We start from the raw sequence: 24,504 nt of genomic DNA on the forward strand, positions 1-24,504 counted from the left end.
GGCTGGCTGTGCAGGCTTGTGGCGCGCTGAACAGGGTATGCTGCGCACAGTCGAGAACAGGAGGGTGAAATGGCTAAGGTGGCATTTATCGGGCTGGGTGTGATGGGTTATCCCATGGCCGGGCATCTGGTGCGGGCCGGGCATCAGGTCTGCGTGTATAACCGCACGCCGGCCAAGGCGGCGCAGTGGATGGCCGAGCATGGCGGCAGTCAGGCGTCCACCCCGCGCGAAGCGGCCCAGGGCGCCGAGCTGGTGATGACCTGCGTGGGCAATGATGAGGATCTGCGCAGTGTGGTGCTGGGCGCTGACGGTGCCTTTGCCGGCATGGCTGCAGGTGCCGTGCTGGTTGATCACACCACGGCCTCGGCTGATGTGGCCCGGGAGCTGGCGAGCCAGGCCGGGGCACTGGGCCTGTGCTTTCTCGATGCGCCGGTGTCCGGCGGCCAGGCCGGCGCGGAAAATGGCGTGCTGACCATCATGGTAGGTGGCAGCAAGACGGCCTATGCTCAGGCCGAGCCGGTGCTGCAGGCCTATGCGCGGATGATCCGCCTGATGGGCGAGGCCGGCAGCGGCCAGCTGACCAAGATGGTCAATCAGATCTGCATCGCCGGGCTGGTTCAGGGGCTGGCCGAAGCCCTGCACTTTGCCCAGCGCGCCGGCCTGGATGGCGAAAGTGCCATGGAGGTGATCGGCAAGGGTGCGGCGCAGTCCTGGCAGCTGGATAATCGTCACAAGACCATGCTGGCCGGCGAGTTCGAGTTTGGCTTCGCCGTGGACTGGATGCGCAAGGACCTGTCCATCCTGCTCGACGAGGCCCGGCGCAATGGCGCGCAGTTGCCGGTTACGGCCCTGGTTGATCAGTTCTATGCCGATGTTCAGGCCATGGGCGGTGGTCGCTGGGATACTTCCAGTCTGATGGCGCGGCTGACCCGGGCCAAGGGCTGATACAGGCTGTCGGAGCCTCTGCCTCTGGCCGCAAACAGGCGCTAGAATCGCCGCCGTTGCGACTATGAGCGAGGTTCCCATGGAGTGTCGTGCCGGCTGCGGTGCCTGCTGCATCGCGCCTTCCATCAGTTCACCCATACCCGGCATGCCGATGGGCAAACCGGCAGGTGTGCGCTGTGTACAACTGTCTGCCGATAATCTCTGCCTGCTGTTCGGCACGGCGCAGCGCCCAGCCGTCTGCGGGCAGTTCGCCGCCGATCAGCTGGTCTGCGGCAATAGCCGCGAGGAAGCCATCCAGTTACTGGGTTGGCTGGAGCAGGCCACGGCCTGAGGAGTGTCGAGATGGGCCGGATACTGCGCTGCATGCTGCTGGCGTCACTCTGTACGCTGACCGGCCTGAGCCTGGCCAGCGAGTCGCAGTGGCGTCTGGTCAAGGATGAGGCTGGGGTGCAGGTCTATCTGGCCGAGGTGCCCGGCTCCCGTTACCAGGCCTATCGGGGTGTGACCCTGATGCGCACCGAGATGGCCAGGCTGCTTACTGTGCAGGAAGATGTCGTAGCCTCCTGCGCCTGGGTCTATGCCTGCGAGGAGCAGCGCCTGCTGGCCAGTGACGGCGAGGTCGACTGGCTCTATACCCGCTTGCATACCCCTTGGCCGGTGGCGGGACGCGATTCGATCATCCAGGTGCGCACGCGCACAGCCGCCGATGGCAGCGTCAAGCGGCAGCTGCGTGGGGTGCCCGATTATCTGCCGCAGCAGCCACGGCTGGTGCGGGTCAGCAAGTTCGAGGGCTTCTGGCAGATGCGCCCTGTGGGCGAGGGGCAGGTGGAGGTGATCTATCAGGCCCACACCGAGCCGGGTGGCAGCTTGCCGGCCTGGCTGGCCAACAGCTTTGTGGTGGATGTGCCGTTCCACACCCTGCTGGCGCTGCGCCGTCTGGTCGAGGCGCGTTAGAAGGGGCGCCGCGCGGATGCGTGGCCACGCGGCGCCCCTGAGCTGACCGGATAACCGGTCTGTTACGCCTTACAGCAGTGGAATGCTGTAGCTGACGATCAGGCGGTTTTCATCCAGCTCACCGAGCGCGTCGGAACGCACCATGGCGTTACGCCAGCGCAAGGCGAGGTTCTTGAAGGTGCCTTCCTGGATGGTGTAGCTGATATCCAGATCGCGTTCCCATTCCTTGCCATTCTCGGTGCCGACCTTGAAATCGTCACCGCGTACATAGCGGACGAAGGCATTCAGACCGGGAACGCCATAGCTGGCGAAGTTGAGGTCATAGCGGGCCTGCCAGGATTTCTCGTCAGCCCGGGTAAAGTCGAGAATCTGCAGGTAGTTGGCAATCGCCGGATCGGTTTCTGCCAGGAACGGGAAGGGATTGTCGCCACTGCTGTCCTGATAGCCGAGGCGGAAGGTGTGGGCGCCGATTCCGGCCGAGAGCATCAGCGAAGTCAGATTGTTGTCGATCTTGCCAGCCAGTTTGCGGCCATTTTCCGAAGAGTCGAAGTAGGCCAGGTTGGCGCCCAGCTTCCAGTCACCGACGGCCTGACTGTGGATCAGGTTGTACATCTTCTGGTCATAGACGTCCTGCAGTTCGCCATACCAGAGGCCGGCGGTGGTATTGCCGCCATTGAACTGGTAGGTGCCACCACCGAAGTTATAACGGTCGCTGATGCCAACTGCATAGTTGCTGGTGCGGATATCTTCGCGATCGGTCGAGTTGCGGAAGTTGGTCTGGCGTAGCTGACCAGCATTGAGGGTCAGGCCGGCAATTTCCTGGGAAGTGATCATGGCTCCTTCAAAAAACTGGGGCAGCAGGCGCGAATCCCCGGACGAGACGATGGCCAGTTTGGGCATCAGACCGCCGACCTTGAGCACGGTATTGGACAGTTTGACCTTGACTGCAGCGGTAGCTTCGCCATAGCTGCCAGGGCCCTCGTCGCCGAAGCTATTTGGCAGCAGCCCGGTATTGGCGCGGTCATCATCGGAGCTGAGCTTGAGACCCACTCCGGCATAGGCGTCAAGGCCAAAGCCCACAGTGCCTTCGGTAAAGCCTGACTCGGCCTTGAGAATGGCACCCTGCGCCCACTCTTCGGCTTTGGATTGGCCCGAGGCCGGGCGCTCGCGGAAGTCCCGGTTCATATAGAAATTACGCAGTTCCAGGGTGGCTTTGCTGTCCTGAATAAAGTCAGCCTGGGCCAGTCCGGGCAGGGTCAAGCAGGTGCCCAGGGTGGCGAAGGCCACGGCGCGGGCGAGGGGGGTTGGACTCATTATTATTGGCTCCTCGTGTGTGCGGGTCGGCTTGTGACCGTTGGGTTACAGCGCTGGCACTAGAGCACGGAGCGGGCTGGAGGGCTTTTAGACTTTGGTCGAGCGAATACGGTGGGCCTTGCTCCACCGCTGGTCGGCTACTTGGAAATACGACTAAAGTTTTGTGCGTTGCCGCCGCTTACCAGTCAAATACCCTTCTCAGGTACCTCGCCATGAATCCCCTGGCACCGCTCTCATCCAGCACCACCCGCGCCACCCCGGCCCAGGTCCAGCCACCCATTCGCACAGCCGAGGACGCCCAGGCCCTGCTGGCCAATCGTCTGGCCGAGCGTCTGGGGCTGCCCAAGGGCACCCTGGCTGCACCGCAGAGCGACTACACCCCGGAAAAGGTGGCTGGGCGTGTGCTCGGTTTTATCGAGCAGCGGTTGCAGAGCGAGCAGGCGGCCGGCGCCGATACCAGTCAGTTGCAGAAGTTGATGGAGCAGGCCCGCAGTGGCGTGGAGAAGGGCTTTGCCGAGGCGCGCAAGATCCTTGATGGCATGGGGGTGCTGCAGGGCAAGGTGGCCAGCGATATCGATGACACCTACCAGCGCATTCAGGATGGGCTGGGGGCGTTGGATCAGCGTTTCAATCCAGATACGGTGCCGGTGCAGGACAGTACCCGTGTTGCGGCCTACAGCGAGCGGTTTGCCGCCCAGGCGGAAACCTTCGAGCTGTCGGTGACCACCCGTGAGGGCGATCGTCTGCGTATCTCCATCGCCCAGGCTTCAGCCAGCTATTCCCAGTCCGGGGTGCTGGCCAGCAGTGATGCCAATGGCAGCACGCTGCTCGCTGCCAGCCGTAGCGGCAGTCTGCAGATCGGCGCCTGGCAGGTCAGTGTTGAAGGCGATCTGAACGAGCAGGAACTGGCCTCGCTAGAAAAGCTTTTCAGCCAGGTGCAGGAACTGTCGAACAAGTTCTACGCCGGGGATATGGCCGGCGCCTTTGACCGTGCCATGGCATTGGATCTGGACGGTGAGCAGTTGGCTGCCATGTCCCTGCGCCTGACCCAGACCAGCGTGCGCCAGGCCACCGATGCCTACAGCGCCGTGTCTGAGCAGGGTGGCCAGGCAGCCAGTGCGGTCAACGCGACGCTGTTCGATTATGCCCAGGGCTTGCTGGATGCCTTGCGCAGTGCCAATGAAGCCGCTACCGAGGGCAAGGACACTCTGCTCGACTTGCTCAAGGGCGGTTTCTCCCTTGATGAGCGCTTTGATCAGAAGCGTCTGGATAAGGCCGAGCAACTCAACAGTCGCTTGCTGGGTGGCTTGCAGGGCCTGCTCAATGACGCGCAGCAGCAGGCTGAGCCAGCCCCCGAGGTTTGAGCTGGCAGTGCTAGACTACGGCTTTAATCCGCTGTGGATGGGCGCTCATGCTTCCTGAATGTCAACTCTTCGGCACCCTCGGCTGCCACCTCTGCGAGGTGGCCGAGGCGCTGCTGATGCCCTTCGTCGAACATGGTCTGCTGGTCGAATTGGTGGATATCGCCGAGGATGAAACCTGGGTCGAGCGCTATGGCTTGCGCATTCCGGTGCTGCGTCGCTGTGATACCGGGGCCGAGCTGGATTGGCCGTTCGAGGCCGAGCAGCTGGTGACATTTTTGCGCTGAGCGCCCGCGTGATGTCGCTGATCGCATAGACTGAAACAACAGATCACGCTAAGGAATGCTTGCCATGGCTATGGTAATGGGGGATGCACTTTCACTGCTGCTGTTTCGCCTGCACAGTGGTCGGTTGCTGGGAATCAACCTGCTCAAGGTTCAGGAGATCATTCCCTGCCCGGCACTGACCAAACTGCCCAGTCGCCATCCCCATGTACTCGGCGTGGCCACCCTGCGGGGCTCGGCACTGACGGTGATCGACCTGGCTCGGGCCATTGGCGAGCAGGGGGGGAGTGACAGCCGTGAGGGCTGTCTGATCGTCACCGAACTGAGTCGCTCACGTCAGGGGCTGCATGTGCAGAGTGTGGAGCGCATCGTTCAGTGTTCCACTCGTGATGTGCGTCCGCCGCCTGCCGGTTCCGGCGGCAAGGCGTTTATCACCGGGGTGACCCAGATCGACGGCAAGATCGTGCAGATTCTCGATATCGAGAAGGTGCTGCATGAACTCGCTCCGGCATTCCCCGAGGAGTTGGATGACAACCTGCTCACCGAGCATGAGCGCCAGTTGCTCAAGGGCCGTCGGGTGCTGGTGGTGGATGATTCCCACGTGGCGCTGCATCAGACCCAGCTGACCCTGAACAAGCTGGAGCTGGACTGCCAGACCGTACGCAGTGCTGCCGCCGCACTGGAGCGCCTGAAGGCCGAGCATGCGCTGGGACGCCCGATTGAGGTGTTGGTATCCGATATCGAGATGCCGGAGATGGATGGCTACGACCTGGTGCGCACCATTCGCAAGGATGCTGAAATCGGCCAGACCTATGTTTTACTGCACACCTCGCTCGACAGCACCATGAATACCGAAAAGGCCCAGGCGGTGGGGGCTAACGATGTGCTGACCAAGTTTTCCACGGTGGATCTGAGCAAGGCCTTGGTGCGGGCTTTTGAGTCCCTGGGCTGAAAGCCTTCAGGCACACCGCGAAGATTGGCTGTCAGGGGGCAGGCGATAGACAATCGTCAGTAGCGATTGCGCCACTCAACGATCGTCTGCAGCCTGCTCAGCATAAATGGCAGGCACAAAAAAGCCCGCGATTAGGCGGGCTTTCTTGTGGGCTTGGCTTTTGACCAGAGCCGGGATTTGGTCGGAGAGACAGGATTCGAACCTGCGACCTTCTCGTCCCGAACGAGACGCGCTACCAAGCTGCGCTACACTCCGATAACAGCGAATTGTACTGAAAAAGTTTTGCAGCACAAGGGGTTAGGCCAAATTTTTTAGCGCGCAGTCGGGGCCCTCGATTGCTTTACCTCTGCGTGACAGCCAAGAGCTCAGAGTTCGCGGATGCTCTCAACCTGATCCTTGTTGACCTTGGCCCGACGGCCGTCGATCTGTTCAAACTGATAGAAACCGGACTCTTCATCGAACTGCGGCAAGTCCTGGGTCTGGATCTCGCGGCCGTCGGTCAGGGTGATAACCGACGGGGTGGCGCAACCGGCGAGTGTAGCCAGGCTGAGGGCCAGCAAGGTGGTGAGCAGGGGGCGCTGTAGCATGGATATCTCCTTGGTTATTGCTGCGACTACTTTGCCTCAGATGGACGCATGTCGCGCAAGTTCCCTCACGTTAGGTGGGTTTGTGTCAGTAGTTCGGGGGTATTGAGATTGGCCAGGCGCGGATCGCCCGGGCAGCAGTCCACTGGCCGTATCGCGAGGTTACGCAGCCAGCGTTGCGGGCTGCGCTCGCCGGTTTGCCAGGCTTGCTCCAGTTGCGACGCTAGCTGGGTTGGAATCAGGCTGAACAGCGGTTCGAGATAATCACCCTGGCGCAGTACCGCAGGTTTGTCTCCGGCCTCTGCCAGCAACGCCTGCAGCAACGGTCGATCAAGTCGTGGTGCATCGCAGGGCAGTACCAGCAGCCAAGGGTGGCGGGCGGCCTTGAGGCCCGCGCGGATACCGGCCAGGGGCCCCTGGAAATCCTGATCGCCATCATTGACCAGGCGGTCGGCATAGGGCGCATAACGATCGGCGTTGCGGTTGCAGGAGATGATCAGGTCATCGCTCAGGGGGCGCACCAGCTCATGCAGCCAGGCAATCAGTGGACGGCCTTGCCAGTCGAGCAGGCCCTTGTCGGCGCCACCCATTCTTTGTCCACGACCACCCGCCAGAATCAATACAGAGCAGGTCGGTAGGGCAGGGTGAGTGGGCATGCAAAGCCTCCATAGACGGGCCTGTGATATAACGGCGGGCAATTTCAATCATAACTGGAAGCCTGCCATGAGCCACAAGGCCGACGCACCCTTTGTGCCCCTGAATATTGCCGTGCTGACCGTCAGCGACACCCGCAGCCTGGACACCGACACCTCCGGTCAGCTGTTTGTCGATCGTCTGCAGGCCGCCGGTCATCAGCTCGCCGCCCGGGTTTTGCTCAAGGACGATCTGTACAAGATTCGCGCCCAGGTCGCCACCTGGATTGCCGAAGACCAGGTGCAAGTGGTGCTGATTACCGGCGGCACCGGCTTTACCGGCCGCGACAGCACGCCGGAGGCGGTGAGCTGTTTGCTGGACAAGCAGGTCGATGGTTTTGGTGAGCTGTTCCGGCAGATTTCTGTGCCTGATATCGGTACCTCGACCATTCAATCCCGCGCCTTGGCGGGACTATCAAATGGCACGCTGGTGTGCTGCCTGCCAGGCTCGACCAACGCCTGTCGCACAGCCTGGGATGGCATCCTCGGTGAGCAACTGGATAACCGTCATCGCCCCTGCAATTTCGTGCCGCATCTGAAAGCGGTGGCCGCCTGCGAGAGCCGTGGATGAGCAGTTGTGACCAGCCCGGGCTGATGCCGGTCGAGGCGGCGTTGGCGCGCTTGCTGGCCCAGGCCGATGCCAGTGCCATTGTTGAAACCGAGGCTGTCAGTTTGAGTGAGGCTGCCGGTCGGGTATTGGCCGCGCCGTTGCTTGCTCAGCTTGATCTGCCGCCCTGGGACAACAGCGCCATGGACGGCTACGCCCTGCGTCTGGCCGATTGGAATGGCGAGCCGCTGGTCGTCAGTCAGCGTATCCAGGCCGGCAGTGCGCCGCAGCCGTTACAGCCAGGTACCTGTGCGCGGATCTTTACCGGCGCGCCCTTGCCAGCCGGCGCCGATACCGTGGAAATGCAGGAAAACGCCGTGCGCGACGAGGATGGCCGCGTTGCCTTTAGCGAGCCGCTCAAGCTCGGGCAGAACGTGCGCGCTCAGGGCCAGGAAACCCGTAGCGGCGATAGCGTATTGCCGGCCGGTACCCGTCTGGGCCCGATCGAACTGGGCCTGGCCGCTTCGCTTGGCTGCGCCGAATTGAGTGTGCACCGGCGGCCGCGTGTGGCCGTGCTGTCCACCGGCGATGAGCTGGTGGAACCGGGCCAGCCCCTGGGGCCCGGGCAGATCTACAACAGTAACCGCCGCGTGTTGATCGCCTGGCTGCAGCGTCTGGGCTGTGAGGTGGTGGATGGCGGCATTCTGCTCGATGACCTTGAAAAGACCCGCGCGGCACTGGCAGCGCTGAGTGATGTTGACCTGATTCTCTCCACCGGCGGCGTGTCGGTGGGCGAGGCGGATTTCCTCGGTATGGCCCTGCGCGAAGAAGGCGAGTTGGCACTGTGGAAGCTGGCGATCAAGCCGGGCAAGCCGCTGACCTGCGGACAGTTTCGCGGCGTGCCGGTGATCGGTTTGCCGGGCAATCCAGCCTCGACCCTGGTGACCTTTGGCCTGCTGGCGCGGCCTTACCTGCTGCGCCGCCTGGGCGTGCAGCGGGTTGAACCGCTGGGCTTTCCGATGCCGGCGGGCTTCGCTTGGAACAAGGCCGGAAAACGCCGCGAATACCTGCGCGCGCGTATTGAAAACGGCCGGGTGGTGCCTTACCCGAACCAGAGCTCCGGAGTGCTGCGCAGCGCGGCCTGGGCCGAGGGATTTGCCGAGGTGCTGGAAAATACCACCTTGGCCGAGGGTGACAGCCTGCGGTTTATTCCGTTGAGCGAAATTCTTGGGTAGGTCGGTGCGCTTGCTGTGCCCTTGTGGTGGATGAAAAGAGCCTCATCCACCTTTGTACGCGCTGGCGGCGCTGGGCCGCACCACCAGCCAAAGCGCCAGGGCGATCAGCAGGCCGCCGTACAGATAGGCCCAGGACAGCGGCTCGCCCAGCAGCAGGGCGCCCCAGAGCACGCCAAAGGGCGGGATCAGAAAGGTGGTGGTGCTGGCCTTGATTGGGCCGATATCGGCCAGCAGGCGGAAATACAGCACATAGGCAAACGCGGTGCAGACAAAACCCAGGCCGGCCAGGGACAGCCAGACTTCCAAACCGCCCCAACTGGCCGGCGGTTGTACAGCCAGGCTGCCAATAAAGAACGGCAACAGAAACAGGCTGGCCCCGCACAGGCTGGCAAAGGCGGTCAGGCGGTTATCCAGGCCACCCTGCTGGCCAATCCAGCGCCGGGTCAGGAAACCGGCGAAACCATAACAGGTGGTGGCCACCAGACAGGCCGCCGCACCCAGCAGCAGGTCCAGGTCAAACTCGACCGGGCCGGTGCGGGTCAAAACTGCCACGCCAAACAGGCCGATGGCGACACCAGCTGCCTTGCTCAGGGTCAGGGCCTCGGCGAAGAACAGCATGCCGATCAGCACGCCCATCATCGGTGTGGTGGCGTTGAAGATGGCTGAATAGCCCGCCGGCAAGACCAGCGCCGCCAGGCAATACATGGCCGAGGGCAGCCCGGCGTTGATCACTCCGAGCATCAGGCAGGCCTTGAGCTTGCCGCGAAAATCCCAGCGCAGGCGCAGCGCCATCAACAGGGCCAGCAGGCCGAGCATGCCTAAGCTTGCACGGAAGAAGGCGGTGGGCATGCTGCCCAGCATAGGCGCAGCAATACGCATAAACAGAAAACTGGCGCCCCAGATGGAGGCCAGTAATAACAGACGCAACAAGTCGGCCAGACGCACGACGCACTCCAGGGCAGTAATCGGGGGAGGGCAGTGTTGCCGGGCGCATCTGCCGTGGCAAGGGCAAAACACGCCGGCAAATAACGACATCGCAGCGGATTAACACCGGCAACGATGATTGCCGGCTTTTACTTGCCGCCGCCACTGGATAAGCTCGGCGCATTATCCGTGTTTCCTACTAAGGGTTCGTTTATGCCACAGCAATGGCCTGCCGCCGCGATCGCCCAACTTATCCTCGACGGGTTCGACGACTACCGTGAACAGTTCCGCGAGATTACCAATGGCGCCCGGGTGCGCTTCGAGCAGGCCCAGTGGCAGGAGATCCAGCAGGCCTCGGCCGCGCGCATCGCCCTGTACGAGGAATTTGTCAGTGAAGTCAGTGAGCGTCTGCGCGGGGCCTATGCCGAGGAGGTGTTGCTGGAAGTGGAACAGTGGCCGCTGGTCAAGTCGGCCTATATCGGCCTGATCGACCTGCGCTACGACGATGAACTGGCAGAAACCTGGTTCAACTCGATTTTCTGCAGCCTGTTCAGTCACGATCAGATCAACGACGGCTGCATGTTTATCCACACCACCCGCCCGGCCCTGCGGGTCAACGAGCGGGCGCCGCAGACCCGGGTGTATGAGCCCAGGGGCAATATGGAACAGGCCCTGCGCCAGGTGTTTGCCGACTTCAGCTTCGAGGTCGGCTATGAAGATCTGCAGCGGGACCTGGCCAGGTTGCTGGTGCAACTCAATGCCAACCTGCCGGACTGGGTATGCAAGGACCCGGAACTGCGTATCGAACTGTTCGCCTCGCGCCTGTATCGCAACAAGGGCGCCTACCTGGTGGGGCGCATCTACACCCGTGATGAACAGTGGCCCCTGGTGATCCCGCTGCTGCACCGCGAGGGGCAGGGCATCCAGATCGATGCGCTGATCACCGATGAGGCGGAAGTGTCGATCATCTTCTCCTTCACCCGCTCCTATTTCATGGTGCGGGTCGGCTACCCGGCGGAGTTTGTCGGCTTCCTCAAGCGCATCCTGCCGGGCAAGCATATCGCCGAGCTGTATACCTCCATCGGCTTCTACAAGCACGGCAAGTCGGAGTTCTATCGCTCGCTGATCAACCACCTGGCCACCACCGATGACAAGTTCATCATGGCGCCGGGGGTGCGTGGCATGGTGATGAGCGTATTTACCCTGCCGGGCTTCAACACCGTGTTCAAGATCATCAAGGACCGCTTCTCGCCGTCGAAGAACGTCGACCGTGCCACGGTGATCGAGAAGTACCGCCTGGTGAAGACCGTCGACCGGGTCGGGCGTATGGCCGATACCCAGGAGTTCGCCGACTTTCGCTTCCCATTGAGCAAGTTCGAGCCAGAATGCCTGGCCGAGTTGCTGGAGGTGGCACCCTCTACCGTCGAGGTGGAGGGTGATACGGTGCTGGTGCGCCACTGCTGGACCGAGCGGCGCATGACCCCGCTCAACCTCTATGTGGAAAGTGCCAGCGAAGCCCAGGTGCGCGAGGCCCTGGACGATTACGGGCTGGCGATCAAGCAGCTGGCGGCGGCCAATATCTTCCCCGGCGATATGCTGCTGAAGAACTTTGGTGTCACCCGCCATGGCCGGGTGGTGTTCTATGACTACGACGAGATCTGCTTTCTCACCGAGGCCAAATTCCGGCGTATTCCGCCGCCGCGCTACCCCGAGGACGAAATGGCCTCCGAGCCCTGGTATTCGGTAGCGCCGCTGGATGTATTCCCCGAGGAGTTCCCGCCTTTCCTGTTTGCCGATATCAAGCTGCGCAAGCTGTTCAGCGAGCTGCATGGCGATCTGTACGACGCCGACTACTGGAAGGGCCTGCAGGAGGCGATCCGCGCGGGCAAGGTGATCGATGTCTTCCCCTACCGGCGCAAGGAACAGGCCGACAAGGAGTATTGAGGCGGGTGAACAGGACGCTGAGTCTGGGCCTGAGCAGTCTGCTGGGTTGGCTGGGCTGCGCTTCGAGCGGGGCCGCGGCGCAAGAGGTGGTGGCAGAGGCTGCGCCCCTGCTGATCACCGCGCCGCGTTCTACCAGTCGCTGGCTCAGTGCGCCCACGGCGGTGACTGTGGTGCAGGCCCAGCAGCGACCCGCCGAACAAGGCCTGGCCCTGGACAGCCTGCTGGCACCGGTGCCTGGGGCCTTTACCCAGAACCGTTACAACCTGGCCCAGGGTTTGCGCCCGGCCTTGCGCGGCTTTGGTGCCCGGGGCAATTTCGGCGTGCGCGGCCTGCGGGTGCTGGTCGATGGTGTGCCGCTGACCATGCCCGATGGCCAGACCGAACTGGATGGCCTGTATCTGGGCTTGGTCGAGCGCATGGAAGTGCTGCGCGGGCCGGCTTCGGTGCTTTATGGCAATGCCGCCGGCGGTGTCCTGGCCATCGAAACCCGCGAGCCACCGACCGTGCCCTATGCCCGGTTGGAGACTGGCGCTGGCGGACTGGGTTATGAGCAGGTGCGAGCGGAGATCGGCGGTGGTCTGCGGCAGGTTTCCGCGCTATTGGCCTATAACCACACTCAGCTGGATGGCTACCGCCGTCACGGCCGCGCAGAAACCAACAGCCTGACCGGCAAGTTGCGTTGGTATAGCGCAGCCGGTCGCCTGGGCCTGAGCGTTAACGCCATCGATAACCGCGCCGAAGACCCGGGCGGCCTGACCGCCGCTGAAGTAGCCGCTGACCGTCGTCAGGCTGCACCGAACAACCTGCGGTTCGACAGCGACGAGACGATCCGTCAGCAGCGCCTGGCCCTGGTCTGGGATGGTTATGGCCATGGGCCTGATCGCTACCAGCTACGCATTTACCTGGGTCAGCGCGATTTTGCCAATCGGCTGGCCTTTGAGCGGGGCGGGCAGAGCAGTTTCGAGCGCCAGTTTGCCGGTGTCGGTGGTCAGTACAGTCACCACCGCCAGCTGTCTGGCCTGACACATAAGCTCACCTTCGGCTTCGACCTGGAAAGCCAGCGCGATCAGCGCCAGCGCCATGACAACCTGTTGGGCGTGCGCGGTTCGCTGCGCATGGATCAGGAAGAGCAGGCCGACAGCCAGGGCCTGTTTATCGAAGATGAAATCCAGCTGGGCGAACGCTGGCAGCTTAATCTGGGCCTGCGCCATGACCGCGTGCGCCTGGCGGTGGATGACAGCTTTCTCAGTGATAAGCGTGACGACTCCGGCAGCCGCACCCTGACCGACTGGAACCATGGCCTGGGCATAAGCTATCGCCTCAGCCCTGAGCAATCGCTCTATGGTCGTATCGCCACATCGTTCGAAACGCCGACTATCAATGAACTGGCCAATCCCAACGGCGGCGGCTTTAACCCCGGTCTGCTGCCGGCCCGGGCCCTGAGCCGCGAGCTGGGCTGGAAGGGCGAGTGGAGCGATCTGCGCAGCGAGTTGGCGCTGTATCGCATCGAGCTGGAAGATGAGCTGATCGGCTTCCAGGTAGATGGCCAGGATGGCCGCAGCTTTTACCGCAATGCCGGGCAGTCGCGCCGTGATGGCCTGGAGCTGAGCCTGGACTGGCGGCTCAACCCGCACTGGCGCGCCTATCTGGCCTACAGCTATAACCGTTACCGCTTTGTCGAGTATCGCAGTGGTGACGATGACTTTGCCGGCAGGCGCATTCCCGGCATCCCCGGGCAACAGCTGTTTGGCGAATTGAATTACGAGCGCGCGGGCACCTACCTCAGTCTTAACCTGACTGCGCGGGATCGGTTCTACGCCGATGATGCCAATCAGGTCGATGTGGCCGGCCAGGCGCTGATCGGCCTGCGTCTGGGCAAGCGCCTGCAGCTGAATGAACAGAGCCTGGAGCCCCATATCGGCATCGACAACCTGCTGGATCGCACCTATTTCGACAATGTGCGAATCAACGCCGCTGGCGGACGCTTTTTCGAGCCAGGACCGGGGCGCACGGTCTATATCGGTTTGCGAGCGGCTTTCTAGATGTGAGGGAAGGCCGCCGCTGCCTGGCGCCACTGGGGCTGCAAACGCCCGCCTCCTGTGCGTCATGCTCTGGCTGGCAGTGCTCGGCTGAAGGACGACTCTGCCGTTGGCCTGGTTTCAGCAGTTGCGCCATCTCCCTCCCGTACAGCGTTGCCAGGCATTTTTTGCGCTAGGCTCAATAGGGGCGTGCATGCGCCTGTCCAAAGCCCCTATCGGGAGGTTGTGCCATGAACGCCATTTTGCAAAACCTCATTCAGGACCTGCTGGCGGCCCTGGGGCTGCTGGACCGGCCCAAGCTGCATCCGGTGCCGGTACGTGACGGCCAGAACCGTCCCGCTCCGCCAAGCAGGCCGCGCAAAGACTGATTACCACCACTGTGCAACGCTGTCGGGGCCGCCATATGCGGCCCCGGTTCTTTGGTGCGCAGGCAGTTCTTGATTTAAATCAAGATTCAGTGTTTTTCCCGATAGCTTGCCTTGCATTTAGCAGCTTATTGTTGTGGGGCATAAAAGCTGTGCTACACATTTAAATGGGACGTTTATCCAAGTTGGTTGACAGCCACAAGGAATGCATTGATGCGCCAGAATCTTCCAGTTACCCAGAACGAAAGAACCTTTCCCGAGCATGAAAGGTTGATTTCCACCACCGACCTGCACAGCAAGATCACCTACTGCAACGATGCATTCGTCAAGATCAGTGGCTTTACCCGCGACGAGCTGATCGGTCAGCCCCATAACCTGGTGCGCCATCCGGATATGCCGCCGAGTGTATTCGGCCATATGTGGGACACCATCAAACAGGGCAAACCCTGGATGGGCATCGTCAAGAACCGCTCAAAGAATGGCGACTTCTACTGGGTCAGCGCCTATGTCACCCCCATCTATGAAAACGGCCAGGTAGCGGGCTACGAATCGGTCCGCTCGCTGCCCAGCGAGGCGCAGAAGAAGCGCGCCGAAAAACTCTATGCCCGCTTGCGCGAAGGCAAACCGCCGGTGCCCAAGATTGAAGAGTGGACCCTGGGTTTTCAGCAATCCTGGCCGTTGATCCTGGCTGCTCTGGTGATTCTTGCAGGACACTTTGTATTTAGCGGGCCATGGCTGTGGGGCTTTATCGTCGTCGTGATGATCGGCCTGGGGGCCTTCCAGCTGTATGCCAAGAGCAGGCTGATCCGTTCGACCCTGGCCGAGCACCCCAAGGCCTTTACCAGCGCCCTGGTCGCCCTGACCTATACCGACAGCCGGGGTGCCCAGGCCTTGCTGGACATGGCCATGATCAGCGAGGAGGCGCGCTTGCAGACCGCCCTGACGCGCCTGGAGGATGCCGGTGTCAATGTCAAGCAGGCAGCCGAGCAGTCCGCCGAGTTGTCCCGCTCCACGGCCACCATTCTCGACCGCCAGCGCAGCGAAACCGACCAGTCCGCCACGGCCATCAACCAGATGGCCGCAACCATTCAGGAAGTCACCCATAACGTGCAGAACACCTCCCATGCGGCCGAGGAGGCCGATCGCCTGGCGCGCGATGGGCAACAGCTGGCTGTGGGCAGCCTGGACTCCATGCAGCAGATGGCCAAGGCGGTGGTGGATATCGGCCAGGCCGTGGGCGATCTGGCCAACTCGACCCAGACCATCGGCAGCGTGGCCGATGTGATTACCGCCATCGCCGAGCAGACCAATCTGCTGGCGTTGAATGCGGCCATTGAGGCAGCCCGGGCCGGGGAGCAGGGCAGAGGTTTTGCTGTGGTAGCCGATGAGGTGCGTTCTCTGGCCTCGCGCACCCGTGAGTCCACCGAGCAGATCCATCAGATCATCGCCTCACTGCGTGCCGGGGCTGAGCGGGCAGTGGCTACGGCCGGCAAGGGCGAGACGATTTCCAGGCAGAGTGTGGAGAGTGTCGAGGCCGTACGAACGGCACTGGACGGCATCAGCGAAGCGGTCAGTCGCATTACCGGCATGAGTCAACAGATCGCCGCGGCGTCCGAGCAGCAGAGCCATGTAGCCGAAGACATCAGCCGGCAGATTACCCAGATTGCCCAGTTGTCCGATCAGAGCGCCGAGCAGGCCCACCAGGGCGCGCAGGTGGGGCAGACGCTGGAGAACATGGCGGACTATCTGCACAGCCTGGCTGAGCGATTCAATCGCTGAAGCGCAGGAGGGCGCCCGTTCGCGTGATGTGCACCTGGCATCAACAGCAGGGCAGGGCTGTGGCAGACTAGGCGGCCAAGGAGTTTCTATGCCGCGGCCAATCTGCTCTCGTTGTACACGCCCGCTCAGTTGCTGTCTGTGCGCGCTGGTGCCTTATCTTTCCAGTCGTACCCGGGTGTTGATTCTGCAGCACCCTTCTGAAGTCTCCCATGCCCTCAATACCGCCCGTTTGGCGGTGCTGGGGCTGGCGAATGCCGAGTTGCGGGTGGGCGAGGTCTTTGCCGATTTGCCGGCGCTGCTGGCACAGCCGGGTTATCGCCCCTGTCTGTTGTTCCCGGGGGAGGGTGCGCTGCCGGTTGAGTGCTTTGCGGGTTCCGAGGCCGGGCCGCCGCCCTTGTTGGTGGTGCCCGATGGCACCTGGCGCAAGGCGCGCAAGCTGCTCTATCTGAACCCCGCCCTGGCGGCCTTGCCGCGTGTGGTCTTGCCTGTCGATCTGGCCTCGCGCTATCGCTTGCGCAAGGCGCCGCAGCCTGGGGCGTTATCGACCATCGAGGCGATTACCGTGGCCCTGAACCGGCTGGAAGCTCCAGCCAGGTTCGATGCCCTGCTGCAGCCGTTCGAAGCCTTGATCAAGGGGCAGATCGAGGCCATGGGCGCCTCAACCTATGCGCGTAATCACGGCGCGCGGCTGCAGGAGTGATCAACGCTCACGCAGGGCCTCGGAGCGAGCCTTGAGTACGGGTTTGAGCAGGTAGTCCAGCACGCTTTTCTCGCCGGTGATGATATCCACCGTAGCCACCATGCCGGGGATGATCAGCAGCGGATGCTCCTCGCTACCCAGGTGGCTTTTATCGGTGCGCACCTGAATCAGGTAGAAGCTGTTGCCTTCTTCGTCGGTGATGGTGTCGGCGCTGATCAGCTCCAGATTGGCTTTCAGGCCTCCATAGATGGTGAAGTCGTAGGCGCTGAACTTGACCATGGCCTTCTGTCCGGGGTGCAGGAACGCCACGTCCTGGGGGCGAACCTTGGCTTCTATCAGCAGGCTGTCGTCCAGCGGCACGATTTCCAGCATGTCATTGCCGGGCTGCACTACGCCACCGATGGTGTTGACCTTGAGCTGTTTGATCACTCCGCGCACGGGGGAAACCACGGTGGTGCGGCTGACCCGATCCTGAATGGCGACGCTGGTGGCGTTGATCTTCTGCAATTCCGTGCGCGCATCATTGAGTTCGCGGAAGGCCTCCGAGCGAAAGGCCAGCTCGGATTCCTCTATTTTGCTCTTGATCTCGGCCATGGCCGATTCGGCGCGAGGAATGGCCAGGTTGGTGGCATCCAGGGAGCCACGCAGCTCCACCATGCTGCGCCGCAGACGGAGGATCTCCACTTCGGAAATGGCGCCGGAGGCCACCAGCGGCTGGGACATGTTCAACTCTTGCTGAACCAGGCCGAGGCTTGAGCGGTACTGTTGTGCCTTGGCGCGAAATTCGGCCAGCTCCTGGGTCTTTTGCCGAAGCTGTTCGCCCAGGGTGCGCTGTTCGCTTTGCAGGCGTCCCTGGCGAGAGCGGTACAGGGCCAGCTCATCTTCGGCCAGCTGTGGTGCCTGGCTCAGAATCTCTTGCGGCATGGCGATAGAGCGGCCTTCGGCTTCGGCAGTCAGGCGCTCGATACGGGCGATCAAGGCCAGCCGATCGGCTTCGGCCTCGCCCTGATTGGAAAGAAAGCGGGTGTCATCCAGGCGCATCAGCACATCACCCTTTTCCACCACCTGCCCTTCGCGCACGAAAATATCGGTGACGATACCGCCTTCAAGGTTCTGGATCACCTGCACCTTGCTGGAGGGAATGGCCTTGCCTTCGCCGGTGGTGACTTCTTCCAGGACGGCGAAATTGGCCCACAACAGAGCGGTAATCAGGCAGGCGCTGACTACCCAGACCGTTACCCGGGTAAACCAGGGGGAGTCCTCCAGAATGGCGCCGTCGACTTCCGGCATAAACGCGGTATCCTGCTTGTGTTCGCGCAGGCTGCGAAAATACTGGCCGAGTGAAAGGCTCATGGCATGACTCCTACACGGCCGCCGGGCCGACCCGGCCTTTGCGCAGGGCTTCGATAACCGCTTCTTTCGGGCCGTCGGCAACGATATGGCCGTTATCCAGCACGATCAGGCGATCGACCAGGCTGAGCATGGAGGCGCGGTGGGTGATCAGTAAAAGGGTCTTGCCCTGGGCGCAGGCCTGCAAGCGGGTACGCAGGATATCTTCGCTGGTGTTGTCCATTGAGCTGGTGGGCTCGTCGAGCAACAGAATGGGCGGGTCGAGCAGCAGGGAGCGGGCCAGCAGTACGGCCTGGCGCTGACCGCTGGAGAGCAGCTGGCCACGTTCGCCGACTGGCCGATCGAAGCCCTGGGGATGTTGCCGGGCCAGGTCGACGACCCCGGTCATCTCCGCGACTTCCAGCATGCGTGTGTCGCTGACGTAGCGGGCCCCCAGCATCAGGTTGTCACGCAGGCTGCCGGCCAGCAGCGGCAGGTCATGGGCCACATAGCCGATCTGGTGACGCAGATCGGCGACATCGAGTTGGCGCAGGTCGATGTTGTCGAGCAGGATCTGCCCCTCGTCGGCACTGTAGAAGGCCATCAGCAGGCGGGCCAGGGTGCTCTTGCCCGAGCCGTTACGGCCGATGATGCCGACCCGCTCACCCGCGTTCAGGCGCAGGCTGACATTGGCCAGGGCCGGGGTGCTCTGGCCCGGGTAGCTGAAGGTGACCTGGCGCAGCTCCAGGGCACCCTGCAGTTGGGTTCTGTCCAGTGGGCGCTGCTTGGGCTGGCGCTCCTGGGGCAGGGCCATCAGCGCATCGGTGCTGGTCATGGTCAGACGCGCTTGCTGATAGCGGGTGATCAGCCCGGCGATCTGCCCCAGGGGCGCAAGAATACGGCTGCCGAGCATGTAGCAGGCCACCAGGGCGCCAACGCTGAGGTTGCCGGCGATGATGCTGTAGACCCCGGCGACTATGGTGGCCATACCGGCGAACTGCTGGAAAAACTGCGTGCCGTTGGTGGCCATGGCCGCCAGGGAGCGGGCATGAATATCCAGGCGGGTGAGGGCGCCGTGGGTTTTTTCCCACTGGTGCTGGCGCTCGCTTTCAGCGCTGCAGGCTTTCAGGGTTTCCAGGCCGCTGAGGGTTTCGATCAGCAGGGCCTGACGCTGGGAGGCCAGTTGCAGACTCTTTTCCACGGTATTGCGCAGGCGCGTCTGGATCACGAAGGCGTACAGGGCGGTGATGGGGAACGCCAATAGGGGGATCAGTACCAGCCAATCGCCGATCAACCAGATCACCGCAATCATCAGGAAGGAAAAGGGCAGGTCGATCAGGCTGGTCAGGGTGACGGCGGTGAGAAATTCGCGCAGTCCCTGAAAGTCATGGATGCTCTGGGCAAAGCCGCCTACCGTGGCGGGGCGCGCCTTCATCGACATGCCGGTAATGCGCTCGAACAGGGTGGCAGACAGCACCACATCGGTCTTCTTGCCGGCGGTATCCAGCAAGTGGGCGCGCAGGATCTTCAGCAGCAGCTCAAAACCCATGGCCAGAAACAGGCCGATGGCCAATACCCAGAGTGTGGCGGTGGCCTGATTGGGTACCACGCGGTCGTAGGTCTGCATGACAAACAGCGGCACCATCAGACCCAGCAGGTTGATCAGCAGGCTGGCCAGCAGGGCGTCGGTGTAGAGCCAGCGAGACAGTTTCAGGGTGTCACGGAACCAGGCTTCTATGCGCGGGACGAGTGGAGTACGGGTTTCTTCCAGTTCATGCCGGGGGCGGGCGAAGAAGGCCTGGCCGCTGTATTCGCTGGCCAGTTGTTCACGGGCTACCCATTGGGCGCCGCCATCGGCCTCGCAGGGCAGAATCTGCGCCTGGTTCTTGGGGCCCCACTGACGCAGTACCGCACTGCGGCCATCCTTCAGGAGCAAGAGTACCGGCAGGTTGAGCGGGGAAATACTGGCAAGGTCACGTCGCAGCAAACGTCCTTGCAAGCCCGCCCGGGCCGCTGCCCGGGGCAGCAGCTCGGGAGACAGGCATTGCTCGGGCATGGGTAGGCCTGCACTCAGGCTGCCACGACTGGCCGAACAGCCGTGGAGCTTGCACAGGATCAACAGGCCATCGAGCAGCGGGTCGTCATGACTCAGACGCGGATCGCTGGATGACCCTGGCCGCTCCATGGTGGTCAAGGTCTACACCTCCTCAGACTTACTTCATGTCGGGTAGACGCGCTTCGCTCTTCACTTCGCTAAGGGCCACGGCTTCGGCCGGCACCACGACCTGCTGTTGGCGCAGCAGCTCACCCATGGCGGCAATCACCCGGTACATGGAGAACTCTTCAAGAAAGCGCACCTCTGTGTAGCGCCGGTTGGCGGTGAACAGTTCGTTTTCACTGTCCAGCAGGTCGAGCAGGGTGCGCTGGCCGAGGCTGAACTGCTGCTGGTAGGCCTCTCGTACTCGCGCGGTGTAGTCGGCATAGTCGCGGGCGGTGGGGGTCTGCTGGCTGGCGTTCTCCATGGCGTTCCAGGCCAGGGCAAGGTTCTCGTTGAGTACCCGCAGGGCGTTGTTGCGAATATCCATGGACTCGTTGATCTGATGCGCGGCGCCCTGCAGGCGTGCCTTGTCGCGCATGCCGTTGAACAGGTTGTAGTTCATCACCACGGCGGCACGCCAGCTGTTGTCATGGCCGCCAATACCCTGGGTGTTGTCATTGGCATTGGCTGCCAGCTCCAGATCCAGGCGCGGATAGAAGGGTGACTTGGCCACTTCATACTGCTTCTCGGCAGCATGCACATCGGCCTGTGCCGATTTCAGGAAGGGGTTGTTCTCCATCACCATCGAACGGGCGCTGTCCAGTGTTTCCGGCAGCGTGCCCTTGACCGATGCCGGTGACTGCAATTCGCTGGGCATGCGGCCAACGGCACTGAAGAAATTGGCTTCGGCATCTGCCAGGTTGACCTGTTCGGTGTAGAAGTTGTTCTGTGCCAGGGCCAGACGGGCTTCGGACTGATCAAGGTCGGCCGTGCTGCCTACCCCTTGCTGGCTGCGCAGGGCGATCTGGTCGTTGATGCGTTGGTGAGCCTGCAGGTTATTGCGGGCCAGTTCGAGCATTTCCCGGCGCATCAAGACATCCAGGTAAACCTCCACGGTACGCAGTGCCAGGCTCTCGGAGGTGCCGAGCAGACGATAGGCGCGCGAATTCACCACGGCCTGGGTGCGCGCCACTTCGTTAGGTGTATTGAATCCGTCAAACAGCATCTGCCGCAGGCGCAGTTCCGAGGTGCCATAGGTCAGGGTCTCGGTATTGTGACTGTCGACTCCGCGAGTGCTGGGGCTGTCGGTGTATTCCCGGCCATAGCCCACCAGCAGGTCGACGGTGGGCAGGTAGCCACCCTTGGCGATCTTCACCTCTTCATCGGAGGAGAGTCGATTGTTGACGCCAGCATGCACCTCGGGATGGTTATCCAGGGTGCTCTGAATCGCTTCCGAGAGGTTCATGGCCTGCACCTGTGTGCATGCCATGGCCAAGGCAATGCTGGCCCATAGAGGGTTAAGTGCGCGCATTTGGTGACACTCCTTTTCGATGTTCTAAGTCCGGTCGCCAAAATAATGGCTTATCAGAAAGGTAAACGTGGCTGCGGATCCAACTGCATGGCTGTGATCAACATTAGTTGTAGCTTAGAAAAGTTGATTACACAGGTTATGAAGAAAAAATCTTATGCACATGGTCTTGATGGAGGCATGGTGATATGGCGGATATGTGGTAATCAAACGGGTGATGTGAACAGCGCGTTCTGATCCTTTATGACGCGCAGTAAAAACCAGGCAAATCTGGTGTGCGGCGATGTGTGGAGCTTGGCGTCGTGGCGTGCAGACAGTGTCTACCTGATCACCGGCCGGAGCGAGGGTGCAGCGATGACGGGAATAAGCGCAGAAGTGAGTCTTGTTGTCGGTCAGGCCCATGCACTGACAAGTGAGGGCGCAAGCAGGGATTTGGCCCAAGGCACTCAGGTGTCGGCGGGTGAGCAGCTGATCGCCGGGGAGTCGGGTGCTGTTGTGTTGCTGATGTCGGATGGTATGCGCGTGATCTTGGCCCACGGCAGTGGTACCGAGGGACGCGCGGCACAGCTGGAAACTGCAGATTTGTCGCAGGCGTATTCTGCCTTGCAGCAGGAGCCTGACCCTCATCATGCCCTGGCAGTTCCGCAGGCCATTGATCATGTGCTGTTTCTGATAGAGCAAACCAATGGCGAGATCATGGGTGCCAGGTTGGATTATCCGGTGGCTCTCGCTGTTACGGACTCTTTCCACCCACGTCAGTATGAAGCTGTGATGGGGCAGTTATTCGATGGTCAGGTCGAAACCTATTTCATCAAGGCCGGCATGCTTTTCTACAGTGATTTTGGCTGGCCGATTGACCCTCTCGACCCCGGGCTTGGTGCTGAGGCCTATCTCAACGTCATTGACGCGGGCCCTTATGCGGGTAGTCCATTGTCTTTTAGTGGCGTGGAGTTTGCGTTGCTTGAGGGCGACCAGGCTTTCCTACTAGGGGAAGATGGATTTACCAATACAGGCGCCGCGATAGCCGACACTGCATTTCGGCCTGAACAGGTCATGCATGTCGTCGATGTGGCGGCACTAGGGTTCCTAAGTGCCGATGATTTACTTCTGCATACCGAAACATCTAGCGGCAGGATTGATCTTGATGCCCTGCTAGAGTCCAGCCTTGGTTTGCAGGGTGGGCAGGTTGATGAATCTGCCGTACGCATCAGTGCTGTTGAGAGTGGAGCGCTATTGGAGGTCGATATGGGGGAAACCTCAGGTGGATTTGTCGCGTTGGCCACCCTTGGAAATTTATCTGCTGGTGATCAGGTCATTTTGCTCTTGGGCGGCAGTGAGCATTCGATAGCTGTTACTTGAATGATGGTCCATCGTGTGAGCACGCCGTGTTGCAGTCTTTTGCGCGGCGATTAGGCCTTAAACCAAGCCAGGGATTGCCCTGGCTTTTTTCATTGGGCGCTGCATCGAAATTATTTACTGTCGCCAAAATTATGACTTTTATTGTTGTTTGTTTTGATGTTTGCGTATTTCATTGAATTTACTTGCTTTTCTGATTTTTATAGAAAAATTGGTTAGATCCCTTATTAGGAAAAGATCTTATGTATCCCCATGAAAACGGCCCATTGTTCTAGTACCCGGCAAGCAGGTGTTTTTGACATATATAGGGCTGGGTTTGAATTGGCGGTTAGTGCAAAAAAATGAGGTATCAGACGAGATCAAAGAATGTTGCGTCAAATTGTTGTCGAGTAACGGCAGCTTCATGTGATGTGACTTACCTCGGCTAGCGCTTCAAGTCTTGATGCACTGATCATCTGCATAAATGTCGGCTCGGGTCGGCTGCTGTAGTGAGGATGGAATCATGGCTACTTTAATTGGTGTCGTCAGTCAGGTTGTCGGCGAAGTCTATGCGGTAGCAGGCGATGGAACGCGTCGCCCGCTGGTGGAAGGAGATCGTGTCTTTGCCGGTGAGCAGATCGTTACCGGTGCCGCCGGCGCAATTGCTGTGGCCATGAGCAACGGCCAGCAACTGACCCTTGGTCGCGACAGCAGCCTGACCCTGACTGAGCAGATGCTGGCCTATCGGCCCGATGCGCAACCCCAGACCGCCGATACCGCACCCGCAGCGCCCAGTGATAATGACTTGACCGATGTCGAGCGCTTGCAGGCCGCGATTGAGGCCGGCGTCGACCCGACCCTTGAAGGTGAAGCCACCGCAGCCGGTCCGGGCGCCGGTGGTGGTGCCGGTGGAGCGGGGGGCGGCCACTCCTTTGTTCTGCTGAGTGAAACGGGCGGTGCGCTTGATCCGATCATAGGCTTCCCAACCGAAGGATTGAGCACCGGGCCGGAGTTTCCTGATCCGGATCCGGCGGCTTTACCCGATGACCCTGCTCCCGAAGTTCCGGATTTTTTCCCAGAAATCGAAGTGATTTATTTTGATGGTCCGCCAAGTAGTGAGGGGCCACAACCAGGGGTGGTGGCCGGTCCAGGCGTTGTTGATGAGGCCGCTTTGGCTGATGGATCCAACCCGGGCAGCGATGGCGAATTTACCCATGGCACATTGGTGATCAACTCTCCTGACGGCATCTCCAGTATCGAAGTGCAAGGTGCTGATGGGGTATGGGTCAATGTGCAAGGGGGAGGTGTTGTTATAGGGGAGTACGGTACCTTGCAGTTTGATGCTGCGGGGAACTGGGTATACATCCTTACCGACAATACCTTGGACCACAATATTGATAATGCAACTGGTGCAGCTGACCAGGTGGGGGAAAGCTTCCTGATCCGAGTTTTTGATAACGATGGTGATGTTTCACCAACGGTTAACTTGGATGTTGTTGTGTATGACGATGGTCCAACAGCTGAGCTTGAACTGGTAAGCGGAGCTGCACCGGTCATTCATGATGAAACGGCGGGCGTACAGGGCGACACTGATTCGGCCAATCCACTGCCGTTGATGTTTGCAGCCTTGGGCAGTGCCATAGGCTGGTCACAAA

General features: G+C 61.2%; 20 protein-coding genes, 1 tRNA gene and 3 pseudogenes. 16 read left to right on the forward strand and 8 right to left on the reverse strand.

Going from position 1 to position 24,504, the window contains the following annotated elements; genetic code table 11:
- Nucleotides 1-60 precede the first annotated feature (60 nt).
- The 3 genes and pseudogenes from GJV18_RS10115 to GJV18_RS10125 form a co-directional block, all read left to right on the forward strand.
- Nucleotides 61-945, forward strand: a pseudogene (locus GJV18_RS10115) (NAD(P)-dependent oxidoreductase); the annotation flags it as partial.
- Nucleotides 946-1,024: 79 nt separating this feature from the next.
- Entirely contained in the window at nucleotides 1,025-1,276 is a 252-nt protein-coding gene (locus tag GJV18_RS10120) for a YkgJ family cysteine cluster protein (RefSeq protein ID WP_160345026.1), read from the forward strand.
- An 11-nt stretch (nucleotides 1,277-1,287) separates the two neighbouring features.
- Entirely contained in the window at nucleotides 1,288-1,899 is a 612-nt protein-coding gene (locus GJV18_RS10125; RefSeq protein ID WP_160345028.1) for an START domain-containing protein, read from the forward strand.
- Between the two features lie 69 nt (nucleotides 1,900-1,968).
- Here the strand turns inward: GJV18_RS10125 and GJV18_RS10130 are convergent, their stop codons facing one another.
- A complete protein-coding gene (locus GJV18_RS10130) occupies nucleotides 1,969-3,213 on the reverse strand; it encodes an OprD family porin (RefSeq protein WP_160345030.1) in 1,245 nt (414 codons plus the stop codon).
- 212 nt (nucleotides 3,214-3,425) lie between these two features.
- Between GJV18_RS10130 and GJV18_RS10135 the strand changes: the two genes are divergently transcribed.
- The 3 genes from GJV18_RS10135 to GJV18_RS10145 all read left to right on the forward strand — a co-directional run bounded on the left by GJV18_RS10135 (nucleotide 3,426) and on the right by GJV18_RS10145 (nucleotide 5,810).
- Nucleotides 3,426-4,577 (forward strand): DUF5610 domain-containing protein, encoded by a 1,152-nt coding sequence (locus GJV18_RS10135; RefSeq protein WP_160345032.1) that lies wholly within the window; start codon nucleotides 3,426-3,428, stop codon nucleotides 4,575-4,577.
- Nucleotides 4,578-4,624: 47 nt separating this feature from the next.
- A complete protein-coding gene (locus GJV18_RS10140; RefSeq protein WP_160345034.1) occupies nucleotides 4,625-4,861 on the forward strand; it encodes a glutaredoxin family protein in 237 nt (78 codons plus the stop codon).
- A 64-nt stretch (nucleotides 4,862-4,925) separates the two neighbouring features.
- On the forward strand, nucleotides 4,926-5,810 hold the full coding sequence (locus GJV18_RS10145) for a chemotaxis protein CheV (protein ID WP_160345035.1): 885 nt from the start codon (nucleotides 4,926-4,928) through the stop codon (nucleotides 5,808-5,810).
- A 178-nt stretch (nucleotides 5,811-5,988) separates the two neighbouring features.
- On the opposite strand, the gene GJV18_RS10150 is transcribed toward GJV18_RS10145, so the two are convergent.
- From GJV18_RS10150 to mobA, 3 genes are all read right to left on the reverse strand, one after another.
- Nucleotides 5,989-6,065, reverse strand: a tRNA-Pro gene (locus tag GJV18_RS10150).
- A gap of 110 nt (nucleotides 6,066-6,175) precedes the next feature.
- A complete protein-coding gene (locus GJV18_RS10155; RefSeq protein ID WP_160345037.1) occupies nucleotides 6,176-6,397 on the reverse strand; it encodes a YgdI/YgdR family lipoprotein in 222 nt (73 codons plus the stop codon).
- A gap of 65 nt (nucleotides 6,398-6,462) precedes the next feature.
- Nucleotides 6,463-7,050 (reverse strand): molybdenum cofactor guanylyltransferase MobA, encoded by a 588-nt coding sequence (gene mobA, locus GJV18_RS10160; RefSeq protein ID WP_160345039.1) that lies wholly within the window; start codon nucleotides 7,048-7,050, stop codon nucleotides 6,463-6,465.
- Nucleotides 7,051-7,117: 67 nt separating this feature from the next.
- On the opposite strand from mobA, the gene moaB reads away from it, so the two are divergent.
- Nucleotides 7,118-7,657 carry a molybdenum cofactor biosynthesis protein B gene (moaB, locus tag GJV18_RS10165; protein ID WP_160345041.1) on the forward strand — a complete coding sequence of 180 codons (540 nt, stop codon included), beginning with the start codon at nucleotides 7,118-7,120 and terminating at the stop codon, nucleotides 7,655-7,657.
- Nucleotides 7,654-8,868, forward strand: a complete 1,215-nt coding sequence (locus GJV18_RS10170) for a molybdopterin molybdotransferase MoeA (RefSeq protein WP_160345043.1) — start codon at nucleotides 7,654-7,656, stop codon at nucleotides 8,866-8,868. The genes moaB and GJV18_RS10170 overlap by 4 nt, the downstream gene beginning before the upstream one ends.
- 42 nt (nucleotides 8,869-8,910) lie before the next feature.
- On the opposite strand, the gene GJV18_RS10175 is transcribed toward GJV18_RS10170, so the two are convergent.
- On the reverse strand, nucleotides 8,911-9,813 hold the full coding sequence (locus tag GJV18_RS10175; RefSeq protein ID WP_160345045.1) for a DMT family transporter: 903 nt from the start codon (nucleotides 9,811-9,813) through the stop codon (nucleotides 8,911-8,913).
- Between the two features lie 192 nt (nucleotides 9,814-10,005).
- Between GJV18_RS10175 and aceK the strand changes: the two genes are divergently transcribed.
- From aceK to GJV18_RS10195, 6 genes and pseudogenes are all read left to right on the forward strand, one after another.
- Complete coding sequence (gene aceK / locus GJV18_RS10180) at nucleotides 10,006-11,736, forward strand: bifunctional isocitrate dehydrogenase kinase/phosphatase (RefSeq protein WP_160345047.1); 1,731 nt, start codon at nucleotides 10,006-10,008, stop codon at nucleotides 11,734-11,736.
- A 5-nt stretch (nucleotides 11,737-11,741) separates the two neighbouring features.
- Nucleotides 11,742-13,778, forward strand: a complete 2,037-nt coding sequence (locus tag GJV18_RS10185; protein ID WP_325065249.1) for a TonB-dependent receptor family protein — start codon at nucleotides 11,742-11,744, stop codon at nucleotides 13,776-13,778.
- A gap of 227 nt (nucleotides 13,779-14,005) precedes the next feature.
- The gene (locus GJV18_RS18515; protein WP_178113429.1) at nucleotides 14,006-14,143 is read left to right on the forward strand and encodes a PA1414 family protein; all 138 of its coding nucleotides are present in this window, start codon (nucleotides 14,006-14,008) and stop codon (nucleotides 14,141-14,143) included.
- 210 nt (nucleotides 14,144-14,353) lie between these two features.
- A pseudogene (locus tag GJV18_RS18905) lies at nucleotides 14,354-14,635 on the forward strand (PAS domain-containing protein); the annotation flags it as partial.
- Nucleotides 14,636-14,950: 315 nt separating this feature from the next.
- Nucleotides 14,951-15,919: pseudogene (locus GJV18_RS18910) on the forward strand (methyl-accepting chemotaxis protein); the annotation flags it as partial.
- Between the two features lie 88 nt (nucleotides 15,920-16,007).
- Nucleotides 16,008-16,619, forward strand: coding sequence for a tRNA-uridine aminocarboxypropyltransferase (locus GJV18_RS10195; RefSeq protein WP_160345050.1), 612 nt, complete (start codon nucleotides 16,008-16,010; stop codon nucleotides 16,617-16,619).
- On the opposite strand, the gene GJV18_RS10200 is transcribed toward GJV18_RS10195, so the two are convergent.
- From GJV18_RS10200 to GJV18_RS10210, 3 genes are read right to left on the reverse strand one after another with little or no spacing between them, the layout of a single operon-like run.
- Nucleotides 16,620-17,972 (reverse strand): HlyD family type I secretion periplasmic adaptor subunit, encoded by a 1,353-nt coding sequence (locus tag GJV18_RS10200; RefSeq protein WP_160345052.1) that lies wholly within the window; start codon nucleotides 17,970-17,972, stop codon nucleotides 16,620-16,622. It abuts the gene before it with no gap.
- Between the two features lie 10 nt (nucleotides 17,973-17,982).
- The gene (locus GJV18_RS10205) at nucleotides 17,983-20,133 is read right to left on the reverse strand and encodes a type I secretion system permease/ATPase (RefSeq protein WP_407692358.1); all 2,151 of its coding nucleotides are present in this window, start codon (nucleotides 20,131-20,133) and stop codon (nucleotides 17,983-17,985) included.
- Nucleotides 20,134-20,161: 28 nt separating this feature from the next.
- Nucleotides 20,162-21,517: a TolC family outer membrane protein gene (locus GJV18_RS10210; RefSeq protein WP_160345056.1), complete on the reverse strand. Its 1,356-nt coding sequence runs from the start codon at nucleotides 21,515-21,517 to the stop codon at nucleotides 20,162-20,164.
- 240 nt (nucleotides 21,518-21,757) lie between these two features.
- Between GJV18_RS10210 and GJV18_RS10215 the strand changes: the two genes are divergently transcribed.
- Nucleotides 21,758-22,873 (forward strand): hypothetical protein, encoded by a 1,116-nt coding sequence (locus GJV18_RS10215; protein ID WP_160345058.1) that lies wholly within the window; start codon nucleotides 21,758-21,760, stop codon nucleotides 22,871-22,873.
- 499 nt (nucleotides 22,874-23,372) lie between these two features.
- On the forward strand, nucleotides 23,373-24,504 hold a 1,132-nt coding region (locus GJV18_RS10220), incomplete at its 3' end, for a retention module-containing protein (RefSeq protein WP_160345060.1).

Origin of the sequence: Pseudomonas xionganensis (assembly GCF_009763245.1) — a bacterium.
GTDB classification, from domain to species: domain Bacteria; phylum Pseudomonadota; class Gammaproteobacteria; order Pseudomonadales; family Pseudomonadaceae; genus Aquipseudomonas; species Aquipseudomonas xionganensis.